Raw genomic sequence first — 17454 nt, forward strand, 5'->3', positions numbered from 1 at the left:
ACCTTAATTTCCTTATTGATTATTTATGATCACAAATTGGCTTAACGAACATGACACCAGTATCCCAAGGTTGTTCGATCCAAGTATCTTGATCGATATCAACAACATAATCATCAACAAGTGGTTTACCTGCTGGTTTTGCAAAAATAGTAACAAAGTGTGCTTTTGGATACATTTCGCGGATAGTATGAGCGGTGTTACCAGTATCGACTAAATCGTCAACGACAATAAAGCCTTCACCATCTCCATTTGCCTGTTTTAATATTAGTTTTTCGCGTTGATGATCATGATCGTAACTTGAAATACAAACCGTATCGACATAACGAATACTTAATTCACGCGCTAAGATCGCCGCTGGCACTAATCCGCCACGACTAACGGCAATAATACCCTTCCATTGATTAGCTGGTAATAAGCGTTCTGAAAGTTGGCGTCCATAGGATTGTAACATTTCCCAAGTGACATTGAATTTTTTCTTCTCAGCAATAAGTTCTGCTTTGTGTTGTTTTTTTGCTTGGATTTCTGCTTCTGTTAATAAAGTTTGTTCTGTTGACATGTGTAACCTGCAATTTTAATCGGATGTACGAATAAATAAATATTAATGGATTAAAAATAGATGTAAAATTGCACCTTATTATAGAGTGATTAGTAAAAAAAAACCACTCATTAATTTATTACTTACTTAATATTGAGGTTAAATTATGCTTTCTACCTTAACACCCAAATTGGTTTGGCAGATTTTTGATGATATCTGTAAAATTCCGCATCCATCTCACCATGAACAAATGATAACCAAATATATTGTCGATTTTGCTAATACCCATAATATTGATTGTAAACTTGATCAAGTGGGTAATATTTTACTCACTAAATCCGCTACCAAAGGCATGGAAGCGTGCCCGTCGATTGTATTACAAGCACACATGGATATGGTGCCACAAAAAAACGAAGGCACGAGTCACAATTTTTTAACCGACCCAATTCAAGCTTATGTTGATGGTGAATGGGTAAAAGCCAAAGGTACAACATTAGGGGCAGATAACGGAGTTGGGCTTGCATCTGCGTTAGCTGTTTTAATCGATCCTGCTGTTGAACATGGGCCGATTGAAGTGTTGATAACGGTATCAGAAGAAACCGGTATGCACGGCGCCTTTGGTTTACAACCTAATTGGTTAAAAAGCCACTATTTAATTAACACTGATTCTGAAGACGAAGGCGAAATATTTACTGGTTGCGCTGGCGGTGTTGACTTTACCACAACGTTTGCTGTTACTTATGCAGTAATACCTGAAAAACATGATTGTTATATGAGCATTTCGCTTAAAGGGTTAAAAGGTGGACATTCAGGTTGTGATATTCACCTTGGTCGTGGTAACGCAATTAAATTAATGGCTCGTTTTTTCGCGCAATATTCACAAGATATCTCGTTTAGATTAGCCGATATAAAAGGCGGATCATTGCGCAATGCTATTCCAAGAGAAGCCTTTGCTGAAATCACACTAAATAAACAAGATTTACCTAAATTAGAAACTATTGTTAAACAATATCAAACTATTTTACACAGTGAGTTAGGTCATGCAGAGCCTGCTATCGAAATAACTTTATCGGAGGTTGAATCCAATAAAGTAAAACGTGTATTAACCACTGAACATCAAAATAAGATCATTAATTGGTTAAATATAGTACCTAATGGTGTGGTTAGAATGAGTGATCGGCTTCATGGTGTGGTTGAAACATCACTAAATTTCGGTATTGTTAATATTGAAGATAACCAACTTAATGCCCATTTTTTAATTCGCTCTCAAGTTGATAGTGCTAAAGATGCCGTTGTATCAACATTGATATCTCTTAGTCAACTCGTGAATGCCAATTATGAAATAAGTGGCGGTTATTCAGGGTGGGAACCTAATTTAGATTCACCACTACTAAAACTAGCCAAAGATAAATATCACGAAATTTTTTCTCAGCAAGCAAAAATAATGGTGATCCATGCAGGGCTTGAATGTGGTTTATTTAAACAAAGTTATCCAAATATGGATATGATTTCAATTGGACCAACGATTGTTTCGCCACATTCACCAGACGAAAAAGTTAACATACAAAGTGTTTACCGCTATTGGGAATTATTGATAGCGATATTAAAATCAGCAAGTTTTTTAAAATAACCTACCGCATTACCTGCCGATCTTTATCGGTAGGTATTTAAAGTTGTTTGCTTTTATTTATATTCACTCAAGAAAATAAAATAATAAAGTAGATTCACTTAAAAGATTAGGACAAAATCCTCCCCAAAAACCAAAAACCAAAAACCAAAAATGAAATTAAATTCATAAAAAATGAATAAAAATTCATTTTTGCGCTTGTAATAGCCTTATAAATAACCTACTATATACAAATAATTGTATAAAAAATAGATAAGGATAAGCATGTTAAAGGCAATTATTGTTGGAGCGAGTGGTTATGCTGGCGCAAAATTAGTGTATTATTTACATAAGCATCCAAATATAGAACTTATTGCTTTAACAGTATCAGAAAACAGCCAAGATGATGGCAAACTGATCTCTGATTACGATTTATACCCTCAGTTAAAAGGCGTTGTTGATTTACCGCTTATAGCTACTGCGGATTATTCCGCTTATATTAATGATGTCGATATCGTTTTTTTAGCTACTGAACATGCTGTTAGTCATAATATAGCCCCTTATTTCTTAGAACATGGCTGTACCGTTTTTGATTTATCCGGTGCGTTTAGAGTCAATTCCGCCACTTTTTATTCTGATTATTATGGCTTCAACCATCAATACCCAAAATGGTTAGATAAAGCAGTTTATGGTTTAGCCGAGTGGAATAGTGAACAAATCAAACAGGCTCAACTTATTGCTGTACCAGGATGTTACCCTACAGCTTCACAATTACCACTAAAACCATTGATCGAGGAGGGTCTATTAGATAATTCACAATGGCCTGTTATTAATGCTGTGAGTGGGGTGAGTGGGGCAGGGCGAAAACCTTCGCATAATAATATATTTTGCGAAGTGAGCTTACATGCCTATGGACTTTTTACTCATCGCCATCAACCCGAAATTGCGACACATTTAGGTCAAGAAGTGATCTTTACACCTCATTTAGGTAGTTTTAAACAAGGTATTCATGCCACTATAACTTGCCGAGTAAAAGAAGGCGTAACATCACAAGATATTCTTACGGCTTTAAATAAATATTATCAAAATAAACCTTTAATCAGAGTCTATCAAAAAGATTGGCCGGCATTAAAATCTGTCATTGGTTTGCCTTATTGTGATATTGGTTTTGTATTAAAAGATCGCCATTTAATATTAATTTCTGTTGAAGACAACTTATTAAAAGGTGCAGCAGCACAAGCAGTGCAGTGTATGAATATTCGATATGGTTTTGATGAAACTACATCATTATTATAAAAATGGATGAAATATTTAAATTCTGTAAAAAATTATTGAATAAATTAGCAGTAAGTTAAATTAATAGGAAACTAAAATGAAACCATTAATTATAAAGCTTGGTGGTATATTACTCGATAACAAAGATGCCTTAAATAAATTGTTTGTTGTTATTAGTAAATATAAAAAGAATTTTCAACGGTCATTAATTATTGTGCATGGTGGCGGTACAGTGGTCGATTCACTAATGGATAGACTCTCTTTACCCGTGGTACGTCGAAATGGACTACGAGTTACCCCTGCTGACCAAATTGACGTTATTGTCGGTAGTCTTGCTGGCAGTGCCAATACCACCTTATTGTCAGAAGCTAAAAAACAGAAAATAGCCAGTGTGGGGCTCTGCTTAGCTGATGGTAATAGTGTAGAAGTCAAGCAAATTTCGGAAGATCTTGGTTATGTTGGTGAAGCCAAAACCGGCGATCCTACGTTAATAAATCTACTTATTAATACTGGTTACTTACCCATTATCAGCTCGATTGGTATTACTGACGCAGGGCAAATGATGAATGTCAATGCTGATCATGCTGCGGTGGCGCTAGCCAAAACGTTAAATGCTGACTTAATATTATTGTCTGATGTGATTGGTGTACTTGACGAAAATAAACAACGCATTGAATCACTAACGCAATCGCAAGCCGATCAACTGATTGCCAAAGGTATTATTACAGAAGGCATGATCGTAAAAGTCAGTTCCGCTTTTGAAGCTGCCAAAGCTTTAGGACGACCGATTGTAATTGCTAGTTGGAAAGAGTCTGACCAACTGATTGAATTATTTAACGGACAATCAGGTACTACAGGTACAAGAATAATAGCTTAAATATTAAGCTGCTAGTATATTAAGCTAGTTAGCTATATTTAACGATTAAAAGTAGAGGTCTTTAACTCATTTTTTATCATAAGTTAATTTAGAAAGGGTGTAGTATGAAAAAAAGTGGAACAAAAAAAGTGGTATTGGCTTATTCGGGTGGTTTGGATACATCGGCGATTATTCCTTGGCTAAAAGAAAACTATGGAGGGTGTGAAGTTTATGCATTCGTTGCTAATGTAGGTCAAGATCCCAAAGAATTAAAAGATATAGAAAAAAAAGCTAAAGCGTCGGGTGCAGTTGCTTGTAAAGTTGTTGATTTACGAGAAGAATTTGTTAAAGACTATGTGTACCCTGTCTTAAAAACAGGGGCCTTATACGAAGGTACTTATTATCTTGGTACCTCGATGGCTCGTCCAATTATTGCCAAAGCACAAGTTGAATATGCGCTAGCGGTTGGCGCTGATACATTATGTCATGGCGCGACGGGTAAAGGTAATGACCAAGTACGTTTTGAAACCACTTATACCGCACTCGCGCCACAACTTAAAGTGATTGCACCTTGGCGTGAATGGAATCTACGTTCGCGTGAAGCATTAATTGATTATTTAAAAGTACGTAAAATTCCAACTACCGCAACTGTTGAAAAAATTTACAGCCGTGACGAAAACGCATGGCATATCTCAACCGAAGGCGGCGTGTTAGAAAGCACATGGAACCAAGCTAACGCTGATTGCTGGGCTTGGACTGTTTCGCCAGAAGAAGCGCCAGACAAACCAGAATTGGTGACCATTGGCATCGAAAAAGGTGAAGTGGTTTCAGTCAATGGTAAAAAATTATCGCCTTACAACTGTGTTGCAACATTAAATAAAATTGGTGCAAAACATGGTGTTGGACGAGTTGATATTATTGAAAACCGCCTAGTTGGCATTAAATCACGTGGTTGTTATGAAACGCCTGGTGGCACAATCATGATGACAGCATTACGCGGTTTAGAACAATTAATCTTAGATCGTGACAGCTTTAAATGGCGCGACCAACTTGGTTTAGAAATGGCTTACGTTGTTTACGATGGGCGCTGGTTTTCTCCATATCGTCGATCAATTCAAGCCGCAGCCGAAGTTTTAGCGCAAGATATGACAGGCGAAGTAGTGGTTAAACTTTATAAAGGTAATGCAACTGCGGTACAAAAGCAATCACCCAATAGCTTATACAGCGAAGAGTTTGCCACATTTGGTGAAGATGAAGTTTATGATCATAGCCATGCTGGTGGGTTTATTCGTCTATTCTCGTTATCATCACGTATACGTGCATTAAATGAAGAAAAGCAAAAACAACCTGCAAAAAAGCGAGAAAGTAAAAGCTAATGCGCAAATAAAATAGTGATAATTATAAATATATACAGGTTAAATCCTGTATATATTATTTTTATTCTTGATAAAATTTAAATTATTTAAGCAATTATTGAAGATAATATTGAGGTAATTATGGCATTATGGGGTGGACGTTTTAGTCAAGCGGCAGATCAACGATTTAAGCATTTTAATGATTCATTGCGCTTTGACTATCGTCTTGCAGAGCAAGATATCATGGCTTCAATTGCCTGGTCAAAAGCATTGGTGACGGTTAACGTTATATCTTATGATGAACAAAAAAAATTAGAAAAAGCCTTAAATGAATTACTAATTTCGGTTAAACAAGATCCCAAACAGATTTTACAAAGTGATACCGAAGATATACACAGTTGGGTCGAACAAAAACTGATCGAAAAAATTGGCGACTTAGGTAAAAAATTACATACAGGGCGAAGCCGTAACGACCAATCAACGACCGATTTAAAACTATGGTGTAAAGATCAAATCCCTTACTTAATTAGTGCGATTAATCACTTGCAACAATCTCTGGTTATAGCTGCCGAACAGCATCAACATGCCATTATGCCCGGTTACACCCACTTGCAACGTGCTCAACCAATCACCTTTGCACACTGGTGCTTAGCCTATTTTGAAATGCTAAGTCGTGATGTCAATCGCTTACAAGATACACTAAAACGCTTAGACGTTAGCCCATTAGGCTCAGGTGCATTAGCTGGAACCGCCTATCCAATGGATCGTGAGCAATTGGCGCATTGGTTAGGGTTTACTCAAGCAACGAATAATAGTTTAGATTCGGTGTCTGATCGTGATCATATTGTTGAATTATTAAATAACGCCTCAATAGGCATGATACACCTATCGCGTTTTGCTGAAGATCTTATTATTTTCAACAGTGGCGAAGCCAATTTTGTTGAACTATCAGATCGTGTGACTTCAGGATCTTCACTCATGCCACAAAAAAAGAATCCTGATGCATTAGAACTGATTCGTGGCAAAGTAGGGCGGGTTACGGGGGCTCTAATGGGAACACTCATGACTATCAAAGGTTTACCGCTTGCTTATAATAAAGATCTACAAGAAGACAAAGAACACCTATTTGATGCGCTCGACACTTGGCAAGAATGTTTAGATATGGCCACACTAGTGTTAGAAGATATCAAAATTAACTATACAAACTGCCAAGAAGCCGCCAAACAAGGCTATTCTAATGCAACTGAACTTGCTGATTATTTAGTTGCCAAAGGCATACCATTCCGCGAAGCTCACCACATTGTTGGCGAAGCCGTTGTTGATGCGATAGCAAAGCAAAAAGCACTCGAAGAACTCTCACTTGCCGAACTACAAAAATTCAGCCCTGTTATCAATAGTGATGTCTATTCAATATTATCATTAGAATCATGCTTAGCTAAACGCTGTGCGAAAGGCGGCGTTGCATTACAGCAGGTAAAATCGGCGATTGAAGTTGCTAAGCAACAACTTTCATAATCACTTACATCAATCTAATTACAACCATGCCGGCATTCGCCGGTGTTTTTATACTAAAACACATGGTTTTCTGAAACTTTTTTACAAAAAATCTGATTGTATATCTGTCCATACAGTGTAAAAATAGAATACTTTTTTGAATGGATTAAAGTGAATCGCAATGAATAAAAGTTATAACTTTAGTGCAGGTCCTGCAAAATTGCCTGCTGATGTATTAAAGCAAGTGCAAACTGAATTATTAAATTGGCGTAATACAGGTGCATCGGTTATGGAATTAAGCCATAGAGGTAAAGATTTTGATGCATGTGCTATTGAAGCCTCTAACGACCTGCGTGAAATTTTAAACATCCCTAATAATTACAAAATCCTTTATTGCCAAGGTGGTGCCAGAGCACAATTTGCCGCAGTTCCATTAAACATCTTAGGTAACAAAACCAGTGCAGACTATATTAACAGCGGTTATTGGAGCCAATGCGCAGCTAAAGAAGCTAGCAAATATTGCCAAATTAATGAACAAAATGTTGTTATCAAAGAATATGGAATAACAGCTATCAAACCTATGTCAGAATGGCAATTAAATGATAATGCCGCCTATGTACACTATTGCCCAAACGAAACAATCGATGGAGTTCAAATCTTTGAAGAGCCCAACTTTGGCAATAAAACCGTGGTTGCTGACTTATCATCATGCATATTATCGCAACCTATTGATGTATGCAGATATGGCATTATTTATGCCGGTGCACAAAAAAATATTGGTCCATCAGGCATTACCATTGTTATTGTGCGTGAAGATCTTATTGGTTATGCGCAAAAAATACTACCATCAGTATTAGATTACAAAATTTTATTAGACAACGATTCCATGTTTAACACGCCTCCTACATTTGCATGGTATATGTCGGGCTTAGTGTTTAAATGGATAAAAAGCCTTGGCGGACTAAAAGCAATGCAGCAACGAAACCAAGCCAAAGCGCAATTACTATACCAATTTATCGATCAATCCGATTTTTATCGAAATGCTGTCGCAACAGCGAATCGATCAATTATGAATGTCACTTTCTTGTCGCCAAATGAAGAACTAGATAAAAAATTTGTAAGCGAAGCAACTCAAGCTAACATTATTGGCATCAAAGGTCACCGTATTGCAGGTGGAATGCGTGCATCCATTTATAATGCGATGGATCAAGAAGGAGTGAATTATTTAATTGACTTTATGCAGCAATTTGAAAAACAAAATGGTTAAATTAATTCAAGATATTATAATTCATTAATACCAATAAGAAAGGGAGGCAAAGCTCCCTTTCTTATTTAACTAGCTTTATTTACAACTATAAACATCACCAACCATAACAGCATCTGTTGGCGCTATATCCGAAATATATTGCATAGAAGCATCTTGTGCGTTATAAATCACATTCCCCCCCATTGCAGCAGCCTTATTCATCAGCTCAGAAGCTGCATCGCGAATTAGCTCGCTATGAGTTTTAAGGCCAGAAAAGAAACTACTACGACGTCCTTCTGCTTTACCCAATAATTGACAAGAAGCCGCAGGCTTAGTATCCATAAACTGAACTTGACTACCAGCAGAAGTCGGTTGATATTTAGAGCCACTACAAGCACCTAAAAACAAGGTTGCAAACATCGTAACACCAATAAATAATAATTTTTTAATAGACATAACATTCCCTCAACCAATAAAATAACGAACAATAATAAACCAAATTATTGTATCAGTTTAATTAAACAAAAAATATCAGTAATTCGATCTGAATAAAATCCAATAAATTGCAGTTTAATAAATAATCAAACCAACCTATTTTATTAATTAACTATAGCAAATTTGATTCAACTCTATTATAATCATAATCCTACTAACTCAGTAGCACATACAAAAGGCCCCTTAGCTCAGTTGGTCAGAGCAGTCGACTCATAATCGATTGGTCACTGGTTCAAGTCCAGTAGGGGCCACCATTAAATGTTTTATCTCTTTTCACCACTTTTCATTTTAATAAATAAAATCATTAAACTATATAAAACAAAGTACGCTTATTATTCATTATTGCTCGTGTTAATTTGGCTGCTATTACCAATTTTAGTAATATAAATCATATGTCATAAACGGCGTATTACTAAAACTGAGGTGATATATGGCTAGGATAGTAAAACCATTAACTGATAAGCAAATTCAGTCATCTAAACACCAAATTGAAATAATATCAATTATCTGATGGAAAAGGTCTTTTTTATTAATAATGCCAACAAGTGTTAAGCTATGGCGTTTTAATTACATGTATTTATATAGTTAAAAATTCAAGAGTAGCTCATTAGTGTAATCCATGTAAATACCCCTAACTTAGTACACAACTAACGTAGAAAATTATGCTACTTGTTTTAGTGTTTTATACTCAATCGGTGTCATGTTATTTAATGCCTCATGAGGTCTTATCATCAATCAGGGATTTTTTCAGTTTTTCTTAATGACATTTTTTTCCAGATTAATCTGGAAAAAAATGTCATCGTCTTAATTTGTTGAACTCATTATACTTTAAAGCATAAAGTTATGAATGTATTACGATAAAACTGACAAAAGGAGTTTGGTAATGGAAAGACAGATACAATTACTGAAACTACTTTTTAATGAATCCGAATTTAAACCTGCTGCCTATTTTAGTTCAAAATTATCCATTTCGACCAAAACCATTTATTTTGACATTGAAAAGTTAAATGATCAGCTATTAACCGTCCCCAATAACGATATTTATATCGAAAAATCTCCCCGTAAAGGTTTAATACTGATGGGAAATAAAGACGATATTGATTCGATAATTGGTTATCTAGAGCAAAACAATAGCCATGGCTATTTTAATAAAAACTCACGTCGATTAACGCCACAATATCGCCGATTAGATATTGTAAAACGTTGTTTGCTAAATCAAGAAAGCGTTTCGTTAGAACAGCTCTCTGATGATTATATTGTTAGTAAAACATCACTTCATAAAGATATTGAGTTTATTAACCGTTCATTATTCTCTGAAAATGTCTTACTAAATATTACGCACAAAGCCATTGTTGTAGAGGGTAAAGAAAACCAAATTCAGCGCGCAATTAAGCACTTTTTATTGTTATATATTCATAAACAAGATAGTTATTATCTAAATCAATTAATGAAATCATTGATGGACAATGATTCTTTTACGCAAATTAGCCAATTATTATTTGCACACTACGAATCAATCGTTCAGCAATCGTCAGAATATTATTTATCATCGTTATTGATATCGATTGCAATACAGTTAAAACGATTAATACTCGGTTATCCTATTGATGAAGAAGATGATTTTTTATTTAACCATATCCGTTATATGCAATCGTATTTAATTGCATCAGATCTTGCTAAACAACTCGAAGTTACCTTTAAAATCAATTTTTCAACTAATGATATTAAATATTTAAGTAAGCTATTTTTTGCTCATCGAATCATTGATGAATCGGTAAAAGTTGATGATAGTTTTTATGAACAAATCATCTGCAAAATTATAAAAAAAATTGGCGAAATTGAAGGAGTCGATTTATCGAAAGATAGCAAATTGTTCCATTCATTGTTATCTCACTTTCCACCCATGATTACCCGTTTGCAAAAACAAATACGTATTATGAATCCTATACTAAAAGAAATAAAACACGAATATTCAAAATTATTTAGCGTATTGTGGTATGCACTTTCCGATTTAGAACGTAAATTTGATATTCGCTTAAACGATCACGAAATCTCATTTTTATTGATTCATTTTCAAATTGCGTTAGATAAAGCAGCTGATGCTAATAATATTGTGATTATTTGTCAATATGGTTGTTCTTCATCGAATTTAACACTTAATAAAGTTCGAAAAATATTACCTTCTAAAGATAATATTGAAGTTTATTCAGTTTCGAAATTGGCATCGACCAATCTTAGTAATGTTGATTTATTTATTACTACACTTGATATCAATAATCTGAATAAACCAGTTGTTAAAATTTCCTCATTATTAAATACCAATGACTATCAAAATATTATTCAGGCTTATGCCAATTATGTGTTAAATAAGCAGTCTGATTTTTATGATAAAACAAATTGTTATCCAGCCACGGCAAAATTTGTTGTTGCTGATCTTATTCAATTAAATGTCGATATTGATAATAAAAATGAATGTCTTAATCAATTAATACATCGGCTTGAAGATAAAGGTTATGTCACTTATCACTACCGTGATTCTGTTTTACATCGCGAAGAAATAGGTGACACCGCTATCGAAAACGGCATTGCCTTACCGCATGGGTCCCCCATGTTTGTGACGAAATCCAGTATATCCATTATGACATTACGCAAACCCATCAAATGGGGTGTTATTGATGTTAGCGTAATTATTATGGTTAGCCTTTCTGAAAATAACATCAATAGTATCAATGAAGTATTTACCGAAATTTACGAAATTGTTTCGAACAAACACGCAATATCAGCGTTAAAAAATATCACTCGTTTTACACAACTAAAATCATTTTTAAATAATCAAAAAGGAACCAAAAATGTATTTTGATAAACAGTTATGCCTTTTGAATATCGAGGCATCAAATCAAGAACAAATTCTGACGCTAATGGCACAAATGTTATTTAGCAATGGAATAGTTACGCAAGATTTTTTAGACGGCATTTTACAAAGAGAACAACAATATCCAACGGGTCTATTGGTTAATTCTGTTGGGTTTGCTTTGCCACATACGGATTCATCAAAAGTTAATCAATCACAAATTTGTTTTGCATCATTAAAACAACCCGTCACTTTTAACGGAATGACTGATGACAGTGAAAAAATTCCGGTCAAATTTATCTTTATGCTTGCCATGAAACAACCTCATGAACAAGTTGAAAATTTACAAAACTTGATCGATTTATTTCAAAACGAACAAGCAATAAAACAATTAGAACAGTGTAGTTCAATGACTGAATTTATCGCAATTTTAAATCAAGCAGGCATTAAATAAAAAATTAACTTTTTTAAAGGAGTTCTAAAATGGATAGTGTGATTAACATCTTTCAATGGCTCATAAATTTAGGTGGGGTAGTGTTTTTACCGATCATCATATTTATTATCGCCTTGGTTTTTAAGGTTCCATTTTCCAAAGCGATTATGTCTGGTATTACTGTTGGTACCGGTATTGTTGGTTTAGGTTTAGTGATCGCTTTATTGTCCGATACGTTAGGTGTTGCTATCCAAAGAATGGGTGAACAATATGGCACATCATTAAGTATCATGGATATTGGATGTGGTGTGGGAGGTCCATTGGCGTTTTCAACTACATTGGGATTACTGCTTATCCCTATCTCGTTGATAATTAATTTTATCTTTATTTCACTCGGTTGGACGCGCACCTTAAATGTTGATATTTGGAATTTCTGGTTTGCGATATTTTTAGGCTTAGTGGCATATTCAGTTACAGGATTATACTGGGTTGGCATTATTGGGTGCATTACTGCGGTTATGTTGCAATGGTTCTTGGCTGATTTACTACAAAAACCAATCAGTTCATTTTTTGGCTATCCGGGTATTTCAATTACTCACTTAATGGCCCTATCGGGCGCTGTTGTGGCCATTCCTTTAAATTGGCTCTTTGATCGCATTCCTGGGGTTAATCAATTAAATACCGATTCAGAAACACTAACCAAAAGATTTGGTATTTTTGGTGATACGGTCGTTATTGGTTTAATTATTGGTTTAGTTGTGGGGATTTTAGCCGGCTATGATGTGCCGCAAATTGGTAAGCTAGCAATTTCAACCGCGGCAATTATGAAAATAATGCCCAAAATGGTTGCCATGTTTATGGAAGGTTTGCTACCAGTTGCTGAAGCTGCTCGTGAATTTACCAGCAAAAAACTCAATGGCAAACAAGTTAATATTGGTATGGATGCCGCATTAACAGTTGGACATCCCGCTGTTATGGCAACGGCATTAATTATGGTTCCGGTCTCATTATTATTAGCCTTAATTTTACCGGGTAATAAAGTATTACCTTTTGGTGATTTAGCCTTCTATGCTTTTGGTATCTGCTTGATGGTGCCATTTTTCAATGGAAATATCGTTCGTTCAATTATTGGTGGCACAATTTATTTAGTGATTTGCCTATATATGGCAACTTGGCTAGCGCCGGTTATTACTGAGGTATTCCATTTAGCTAACTATGATGTGGGCACAGCGGGCATTGTCACAGTTATTTTATGTGGCTTATGGCCAGTCACCTTATTTGTGTTGTTATTAAACTATCTTGGTTATATCGGATTGATAGGTTTAGCGCTAGTCATTTTATGCTCACTAATTTATATCAATAAAATCAAAAAAATCGAAATGTACTAAAAGGAACATTATGATGAAAAAATTACTTATTATGTGTGGTGCAGGGCATGCAACATCAACTATTGCTGTTAGTAAAGTGACTAAATGGCTAAATGATGAAAAATTGGCAGGAAAGGTAAAAATTTATCAATCAAAAATAGCTGATGAATTAAGTAAAATCGATTCATATGATGTAGTTGTCAGTACCACTATTGTGCCAGATTCAATCAAAGATAAAGTCATCAATGGGTTACCTTTGTTAACTGGCGTTGGATTAAATGAGTTTTTTGCTGAACTAAAAAAACGTTTGGCGATCTAGTACTACGTCATTAAATCAGGTGTATAAACAACGTCCCATTTGCTGCGCAATTTAGTCAAACATTAAAAAAGTAAATGGGACACATACATAAGGATAATACCAATATGAACATTTATCATCACGCCATAACAATCCAAACTGTTGCTGGACGGCACTCATATCATAATATCACCGATGAGTTAAGCCATTTTATTGAGCAATCAAATATCCAAAATGGTCAACTCACCATCGCCACAACGCATACGACATGTTCACTTTTTTTTGATGAATGCATGCATGATACTAACTTTTTTGGTGATGAGTTATTGCAGGTTGATATCAATAATATTTTAGAAAAAATAGTCCCTAAAATGACCAGCGAAAATCAATATAACAGTCCAGGGCCAAAGCATATTGAGTTTGGTTTAAGCTTAAATGATCCCAATTATCCTGCTGAAAAATGGGTCATGCTCAATACCGATGCTCATATTAAATCATCTCTATTTGGTAGTTTTTCATTAGTATTAATCATCAAGGATGGCAAACCACTTATGGGCGAACTAGGGCGAATTTATTTTGTTGACTGGGATAGATTACGAGAACGAATCCGTAATGTTAATTTTATGCTGATGGGCTGCTAATAAAGGTGATAACCATGATTTTGTCTCCATCATTGTTTAATTCAGATCTTTATTTGATCAAAGAAACGTTAGATACGCTTGATTCACTAGGTATTACGCATTTACATATTGATGTAATGGATAATCACTATGTACCAAATTTAGGTTTTAATAGTGACTTTGTATCAAATTTGAAATCGCATGCCCATTTTATTTTAGATTGCCATCTAATGATTGAAAAACCTGAATTATCAATTTTCGATTTTATTGAAGCTAAACCCGATATTATCACTTTTCATTATGAAGCAACGGTTCATCATTCGTTTATCATCAATAAAATAAAAAACAATAATATAAAAGTCGGTCTAGCAATCAACCCAAGCACACCTATTGAACAAATTAAAATGCTATTGCCGCTTGTTGATCTAGTCCTTGTTATGACCGTTAATCCCGGACAAAAAAATGAAACTTTTTTGCCTTTCACATTACAAAAAATTGAACAACTGAGCTTAGAACGGCAAAAAAATAATTATTCTTATGACATTCAAGTCGACGGAAATATTACTGATAAAACTCTATCACTATGCGTAAAAGCAGGGGCTAATAATATTGTTTCGGGTGGATTTATCTTTAAAAATAATGATATCGCAAACAATATTGAAAAATTAAAAGAAGCAATTAATTAAGGAAAGTGCAATGAGTATGAAAACAATATTAAGTAATATATTAACTGAAATAGCGGCACAAATAGACACAATCAACGAAGAACAACTGCACGAATTTAAAAATGCGATTATTGGTGCAAACCATCTATTTTTAGCGGGAGTAGGACGCTCAGGGTTAATGATAAGCGCTTTTGCTAATCGGTTAATGCATTTAGGTTTAAAGGTCAGTTTAATTACCGAAATTAGTAAACCCAAAGCCAATAAAGGCGATTTACTGATTTTAGGCTCTAATTCAGGCGAAACCAAAAGCTTAATTGCCTATGCACAGCAGGCAAAAGACTTGGACGTCAAAGTCATATTATTCACCACACACAACACCTCGACCTTAGCAAAATTAGCCGATAATATGGTTATTATTCCCATAAAAGTTGATAAGTTAAACCAACCAATGGGTAGCACATTTGAGCAACTCTCATTACTGACTTATGACAGTCTTATTTATAGTTTGATGGATAGCTTACAACAGACTCCAGAGGTCATGAAGTGTCGGCATGCGAATATTGAGTGATTTTTGCGTTTTATAAATAAAATTAATGATATATTTGTTATTTTTATAAAAACGTACAATTTTTTTATAGCAGCTTAGTCCATTGTTACTCTATATTATCGTTGGAAAGCTTAACAACTCAAATCCAATAATAAAATTAACTTTTATACACTAATACAGAGTTATCTGAAACTTTTTGACAAAAATTTCAGACTTTCATTAAAAAACAAAACCGACTCGCATATAAAATATAACTAGTTGATTTATTTTAATTAATAAAAATGAATAAAATCAATACGCTACCTGACGATTTTTTATATCATCTAAATTAGTTGTTTTATCGATTATTAGTTTAAAAACTATACTTGCTTTTTCCTAAATCAGCGTTTATATATAACAGTGATAAGCATTGGGCTTATCATTAATTTAACTTGGGAGGAACTTATAATGGTACAAAAATTTGCTCCATATGGTAGTGATGTTTCGGCTGGCACTTATAAGTGTGCCGATTGTGGATATCAGTATTCAAACCAAAGTAAGAAATCGTTACCGCCTTGCCCTGATCAGAATAAAAAACCCCATAGCAAAAATGGTTGGTATATTATGTCGGGACAAGGTGATTCTGTTAAAGATCCTCATCCAGATAAAAAGTAATATTAGTGAGTTAATACTATTAAAAGGTAAACAATTAGGTTACCTCAGATTGTTGGTAAAGAACTCGCTTGTTTGCGAGTTCTTTGATTTGTACGGTGTGTAAATAAAGGTTGTTTCCCATGCTGAGAAAATCCACACTATTAACATCAGAAAAACGAAAACAAATATCGATTGAAGTTTTAGATCTCTAAAATCATCTTGTTTTTTGAGAAATCGCACTTTGTTACCTCTGATTGGCAAAGTACTGGACTGCCTTTTTAAGCATTTTTTCTTCTTTTTACGTCATAGAGCAACCACAAAAAATCGCGCAAAATCAAAAAAAATAGGATTTAAATTAATGATAGACAATTTTTTATTTTGGAATTGTGTTGCTTTAGGGGGAAACGTTACACCCAAATGAGATAGAAAGGTGATATTGACTAACCCATAATTGGCCAATTGTTGTATAAACTTGGCAATAAACTATTCACCCCCCAAAATTTTGATTTATCATTTTGATTTATATCACAAAGGTAAATATCATATTGAATTTTTTACCAATTTCCCCAGGTTCTTTATAACTCAATAATAACGCGTCCACGGGTGATGTCGCTGATATTTTTTTGCAGTAATTGGGATTTATCTTGTGTGATGCCTGTCGTGACGTTGACACCTTCAGCATCAAACTCTTGATTTTCAATAATGGCATCAAGTTCTTTTAGGCGATTTTCGATAATTGGCCATTCGTTATAATAACAGTGAAATTGTAGTGTCATGCGGGCAATAAGTTCGATACGCTCTGCTTGTTGCAAGCAATGGCTAGCCGAACCACCATAAGCACGCATTAACCCGCCAGTGCCCAGTTTTATTCCGCCAAAGTAGCGAGTTACCACCACAACCACTTGATCGCAATCTTGCCCTTCAATGGCTGAAAGAATAGGGCGACCGGCAGTGCTAGTGGGTTCGCCATCGTCGTTAAATCGATATTGTTGTCCAATCTTCCATGCCCAGCAGTTGTGAGTAGCGTTGGGATCACTGATTTGGTTAATAAAGTCGGTGGCTTGTTCGGCTGATGTAACTGGCGCAGCATTGACAATAAAGCGGCTTTTTTTTATTTCTTCTGTTAGTTCAACGGGATTTGCTAATGTATATGGCATGCTAATTCTGGTAAAATCAAT

Annotated in this window: 17 protein-coding genes and 1 tRNA gene; 15 read left to right on the forward strand and 3 right to left on the reverse strand. The window is 34.8% G+C overall.

What is annotated here, in order from left to right; genetic code table 11:
* Window positions 1–19 precede the first annotated feature (19 nt).
* On the reverse strand, window positions 20–556 hold the full coding sequence (gene gpt, locus A9G22_RS09430) for a xanthine phosphoribosyltransferase (RefSeq protein ID WP_081296926.1): 537 nt from the start codon (window positions 554–556) through the stop codon (window positions 20–22).
* Window positions 557–701: 145 nt separating this feature from the next.
* Here gpt and A9G22_RS09435 point away from each other — a divergent pair, with 145 nt between their 5' ends.
* The 6 genes from A9G22_RS09435 to serC all read left to right on the forward strand — a co-directional run bounded on the left by A9G22_RS09435 (window position 702) and on the right by serC (window position 8388).
* Complete coding sequence (locus tag A9G22_RS09435; protein WP_075508768.1) at window positions 702–2165, forward strand: aminoacyl-histidine dipeptidase; 1464 nt, start codon at window positions 702–704, stop codon at window positions 2163–2165.
* Between the two features lie 261 nt (window positions 2166–2426).
* On the forward strand, window positions 2427–3437 hold the full coding sequence (argC, locus tag A9G22_RS09440) for an N-acetyl-gamma-glutamyl-phosphate reductase (protein ID WP_075508769.1): 1011 nt from the start codon (window positions 2427–2429) through the stop codon (window positions 3435–3437).
* 76 nt (window positions 3438–3513) lie between these two features.
* The gene (argB, locus tag A9G22_RS09445; protein ID WP_075508770.1) at window positions 3514–4293 is read left to right on the forward strand and encodes an acetylglutamate kinase; all 780 of its coding nucleotides are present in this window, start codon (window positions 3514–3516) and stop codon (window positions 4291–4293) included.
* A gap of 104 nt (window positions 4294–4397) precedes the next feature.
* Window positions 4398–5648 (forward strand): argininosuccinate synthase, encoded by a 1251-nt coding sequence (locus A9G22_RS09450; protein WP_075508771.1) that lies wholly within the window; start codon window positions 4398–4400, stop codon window positions 5646–5648.
* 120 nt (window positions 5649–5768) lie between these two features.
* Window positions 5769–7142, forward strand: coding sequence for an argininosuccinate lyase (argH, locus tag A9G22_RS09455; protein WP_075508772.1), 1374 nt, complete (start codon window positions 5769–5771; stop codon window positions 7140–7142).
* A 160-nt stretch (window positions 7143–7302) separates the two neighbouring features.
* A complete protein-coding gene (gene serC, locus A9G22_RS09460) occupies window positions 7303–8388 on the forward strand; it encodes a 3-phosphoserine/phosphohydroxythreonine transaminase (protein ID WP_075508773.1) in 1086 nt (361 codons plus the stop codon).
* Window positions 8389–8463: 75 nt separating this feature from the next.
* Here serC and A9G22_RS09465 read toward each other — a convergent pair whose 3' ends face one another.
* Window positions 8464–8823: a DUF4156 domain-containing protein gene (locus A9G22_RS09465; RefSeq protein WP_065587301.1), complete on the reverse strand. Its 360-nt coding sequence runs from the start codon at window positions 8821–8823 to the stop codon at window positions 8464–8466.
* 216 nt (window positions 8824–9039) lie between these two features.
* Here A9G22_RS09465 and A9G22_RS09470 point away from each other — a divergent pair.
* From A9G22_RS09470 to A9G22_RS09510, 9 genes are all read left to right on the forward strand, one after another.
* Window positions 9040–9116: transfer RNA gene (locus A9G22_RS09470), tRNA-Ile, on the forward strand.
* Window positions 9117–9745: 629 nt separating this feature from the next.
* A complete protein-coding gene (locus tag A9G22_RS09475) occupies window positions 9746–11722 on the forward strand; it encodes a BglG family transcription antiterminator (RefSeq protein ID WP_075508774.1) in 1977 nt (658 codons plus the stop codon).
* Window positions 11712–12167, forward strand: coding sequence for a PTS sugar transporter subunit IIA (locus tag A9G22_RS09480; RefSeq protein WP_065587310.1), 456 nt, complete (start codon window positions 11712–11714; stop codon window positions 12165–12167). Before A9G22_RS09475 ends, A9G22_RS09480 begins: the two co-directional genes overlap by 11 nt.
* A 29-nt stretch (window positions 12168–12196) precedes the next feature.
* Complete coding sequence (locus A9G22_RS09485; protein ID WP_075508775.1) at window positions 12197–13534, forward strand: PTS galactitol transporter subunit IIC; 1338 nt, start codon at window positions 12197–12199, stop codon at window positions 13532–13534.
* A 13-nt stretch (window positions 13535–13547) separates the two neighbouring features.
* Entirely contained in the window at window positions 13548–13832 is a 285-nt protein-coding gene (locus A9G22_RS09490) for a PTS sugar transporter subunit IIB (RefSeq protein WP_075508776.1), read from the forward strand.
* 104 nt (window positions 13833–13936) lie between these two features.
* Window positions 13937–14452, forward strand: a complete 516-nt coding sequence (locus A9G22_RS09495; protein ID WP_065587313.1) for a YjbQ family protein — start codon at window positions 13937–13939, stop codon at window positions 14450–14452.
* A gap of 14 nt (window positions 14453–14466) precedes the next feature.
* A complete protein-coding gene (locus tag A9G22_RS09500) occupies window positions 14467–15117 on the forward strand; it encodes a ribulose-phosphate 3-epimerase (RefSeq protein ID WP_075508777.1) in 651 nt (216 codons plus the stop codon).
* Between the two features lie 10 nt (window positions 15118–15127).
* Window positions 15128–15664: a 6-phospho-3-hexuloisomerase gene (gene hxlB / locus A9G22_RS09505; RefSeq protein ID WP_082264532.1), complete on the forward strand. Its 537-nt coding sequence runs from the start codon at window positions 15128–15130 to the stop codon at window positions 15662–15664.
* Window positions 15665–16090: 426 nt separating this feature from the next.
* Window positions 16091–16297 (forward strand): hypothetical protein, encoded by a 207-nt coding sequence (locus A9G22_RS09510; protein WP_065587315.1) that lies wholly within the window; start codon window positions 16091–16093, stop codon window positions 16295–16297.
* Between the two features lie 554 nt (window positions 16298–16851).
* On the opposite strand, the gene A9G22_RS09515 is transcribed toward A9G22_RS09510, so the two are convergent.
* Window positions 16852–17433 carry an IMPACT family protein gene (locus A9G22_RS09515; RefSeq protein WP_075508778.1) on the reverse strand — a complete coding sequence of 194 codons (582 nt, stop codon included), beginning with the start codon at window positions 17431–17433 and terminating at the stop codon, window positions 16852–16854.
* Between the last annotated feature and the right edge of the window lie 21 nt (window positions 17434–17454).

The sequence above is a fragment of the Gilliamella sp. App2-1 genome, from assembly GCF_001690255.1.
Taxonomy (GTDB): domain Bacteria; phylum Pseudomonadota; class Gammaproteobacteria; order Enterobacterales; family Orbaceae; genus Gilliamella; species Gilliamella apicola_G.

Excerpts from the sequence above, each read along its gene's own strand:
- argH (WP_075508772.1), top strand. The coding sequence starts at position 5,769 with ATGGCATTATGGGGTGGACGTTTTAGTCAAGCGGCAGATCAACGATTT.
- A9G22_RS09480 (WP_065587310.1), top strand. The coding sequence starts at position 11,712 with ATGTATTTTGATAAACAGTTATGCCTTTTGAATATCGAGGCATCAAAT.
- A9G22_RS09435 (WP_075508768.1), top strand. The coding sequence starts at position 702 with ATGCTTTCTACCTTAACACCCAAATTGGTTTGGCAGATTTTTGATGAT.
- serC (WP_075508773.1), top strand. The coding sequence starts at position 7,303 with ATGAATAAAAGTTATAACTTTAGTGCAGGTCCTGCAAAATTGCCTGCT.
- A9G22_RS09465 (WP_065587301.1), bottom strand. The coding sequence starts at position 8,823 with ATGTCTATTAAAAAATTATTATTTATTGGTGTTACGATGTTTGCAACC.
- A9G22_RS09495 (WP_065587313.1), top strand. The coding sequence starts at position 13,937 with ATGAACATTTATCATCACGCCATAACAATCCAAACTGTTGCTGGACGG.
- A9G22_RS09485 (WP_075508775.1), top strand. The coding sequence starts at position 12,197 with ATGGATAGTGTGATTAACATCTTTCAATGGCTCATAAATTTAGGTGGG.
- A9G22_RS09450 (WP_075508771.1), top strand. The coding sequence starts at position 4,398 with ATGAAAAAAAGTGGAACAAAAAAAGTGGTATTGGCTTATTCGGGTGGT.
- hxlB (WP_082264532.1), top strand. The coding sequence starts at position 15,128 with ATGAGTATGAAAACAATATTAAGTAATATATTAACTGAAATAGCGGCA.
- A9G22_RS09510 (WP_065587315.1), top strand. The coding sequence starts at position 16,091 with ATGGTACAAAAATTTGCTCCATATGGTAGTGATGTTTCGGCTGGCACT.
- gpt (WP_081296926.1), bottom strand. The coding sequence starts at position 556 with ATGTCAACAGAACAAACTTTATTAACAGAAGCAGAAATCCAAGCAAAA.
- A9G22_RS09500 (WP_075508777.1), top strand. The coding sequence starts at position 14,467 with ATGATTTTGTCTCCATCATTGTTTAATTCAGATCTTTATTTGATCAAA.
- argB (WP_075508770.1), top strand. The coding sequence starts at position 3,514 with ATGAAACCATTAATTATAAAGCTTGGTGGTATATTACTCGATAACAAA.
- A9G22_RS09490 (WP_075508776.1), top strand. The coding sequence starts at position 13,548 with ATGAAAAAATTACTTATTATGTGTGGTGCAGGGCATGCAACATCAACT.
- argC (WP_075508769.1), top strand. The coding sequence starts at position 2,427 with ATGTTAAAGGCAATTATTGTTGGAGCGAGTGGTTATGCTGGCGCAAAA.
- A9G22_RS09515 (WP_075508778.1), bottom strand. The coding sequence starts at position 17,433 with ATGCCATATACATTAGCAAATCCCGTTGAACTAACAGAAGAAATAAAA.
- A9G22_RS09475 (WP_075508774.1), top strand. The coding sequence starts at position 9,746 with ATGGAAAGACAGATACAATTACTGAAACTACTTTTTAATGAATCCGAA.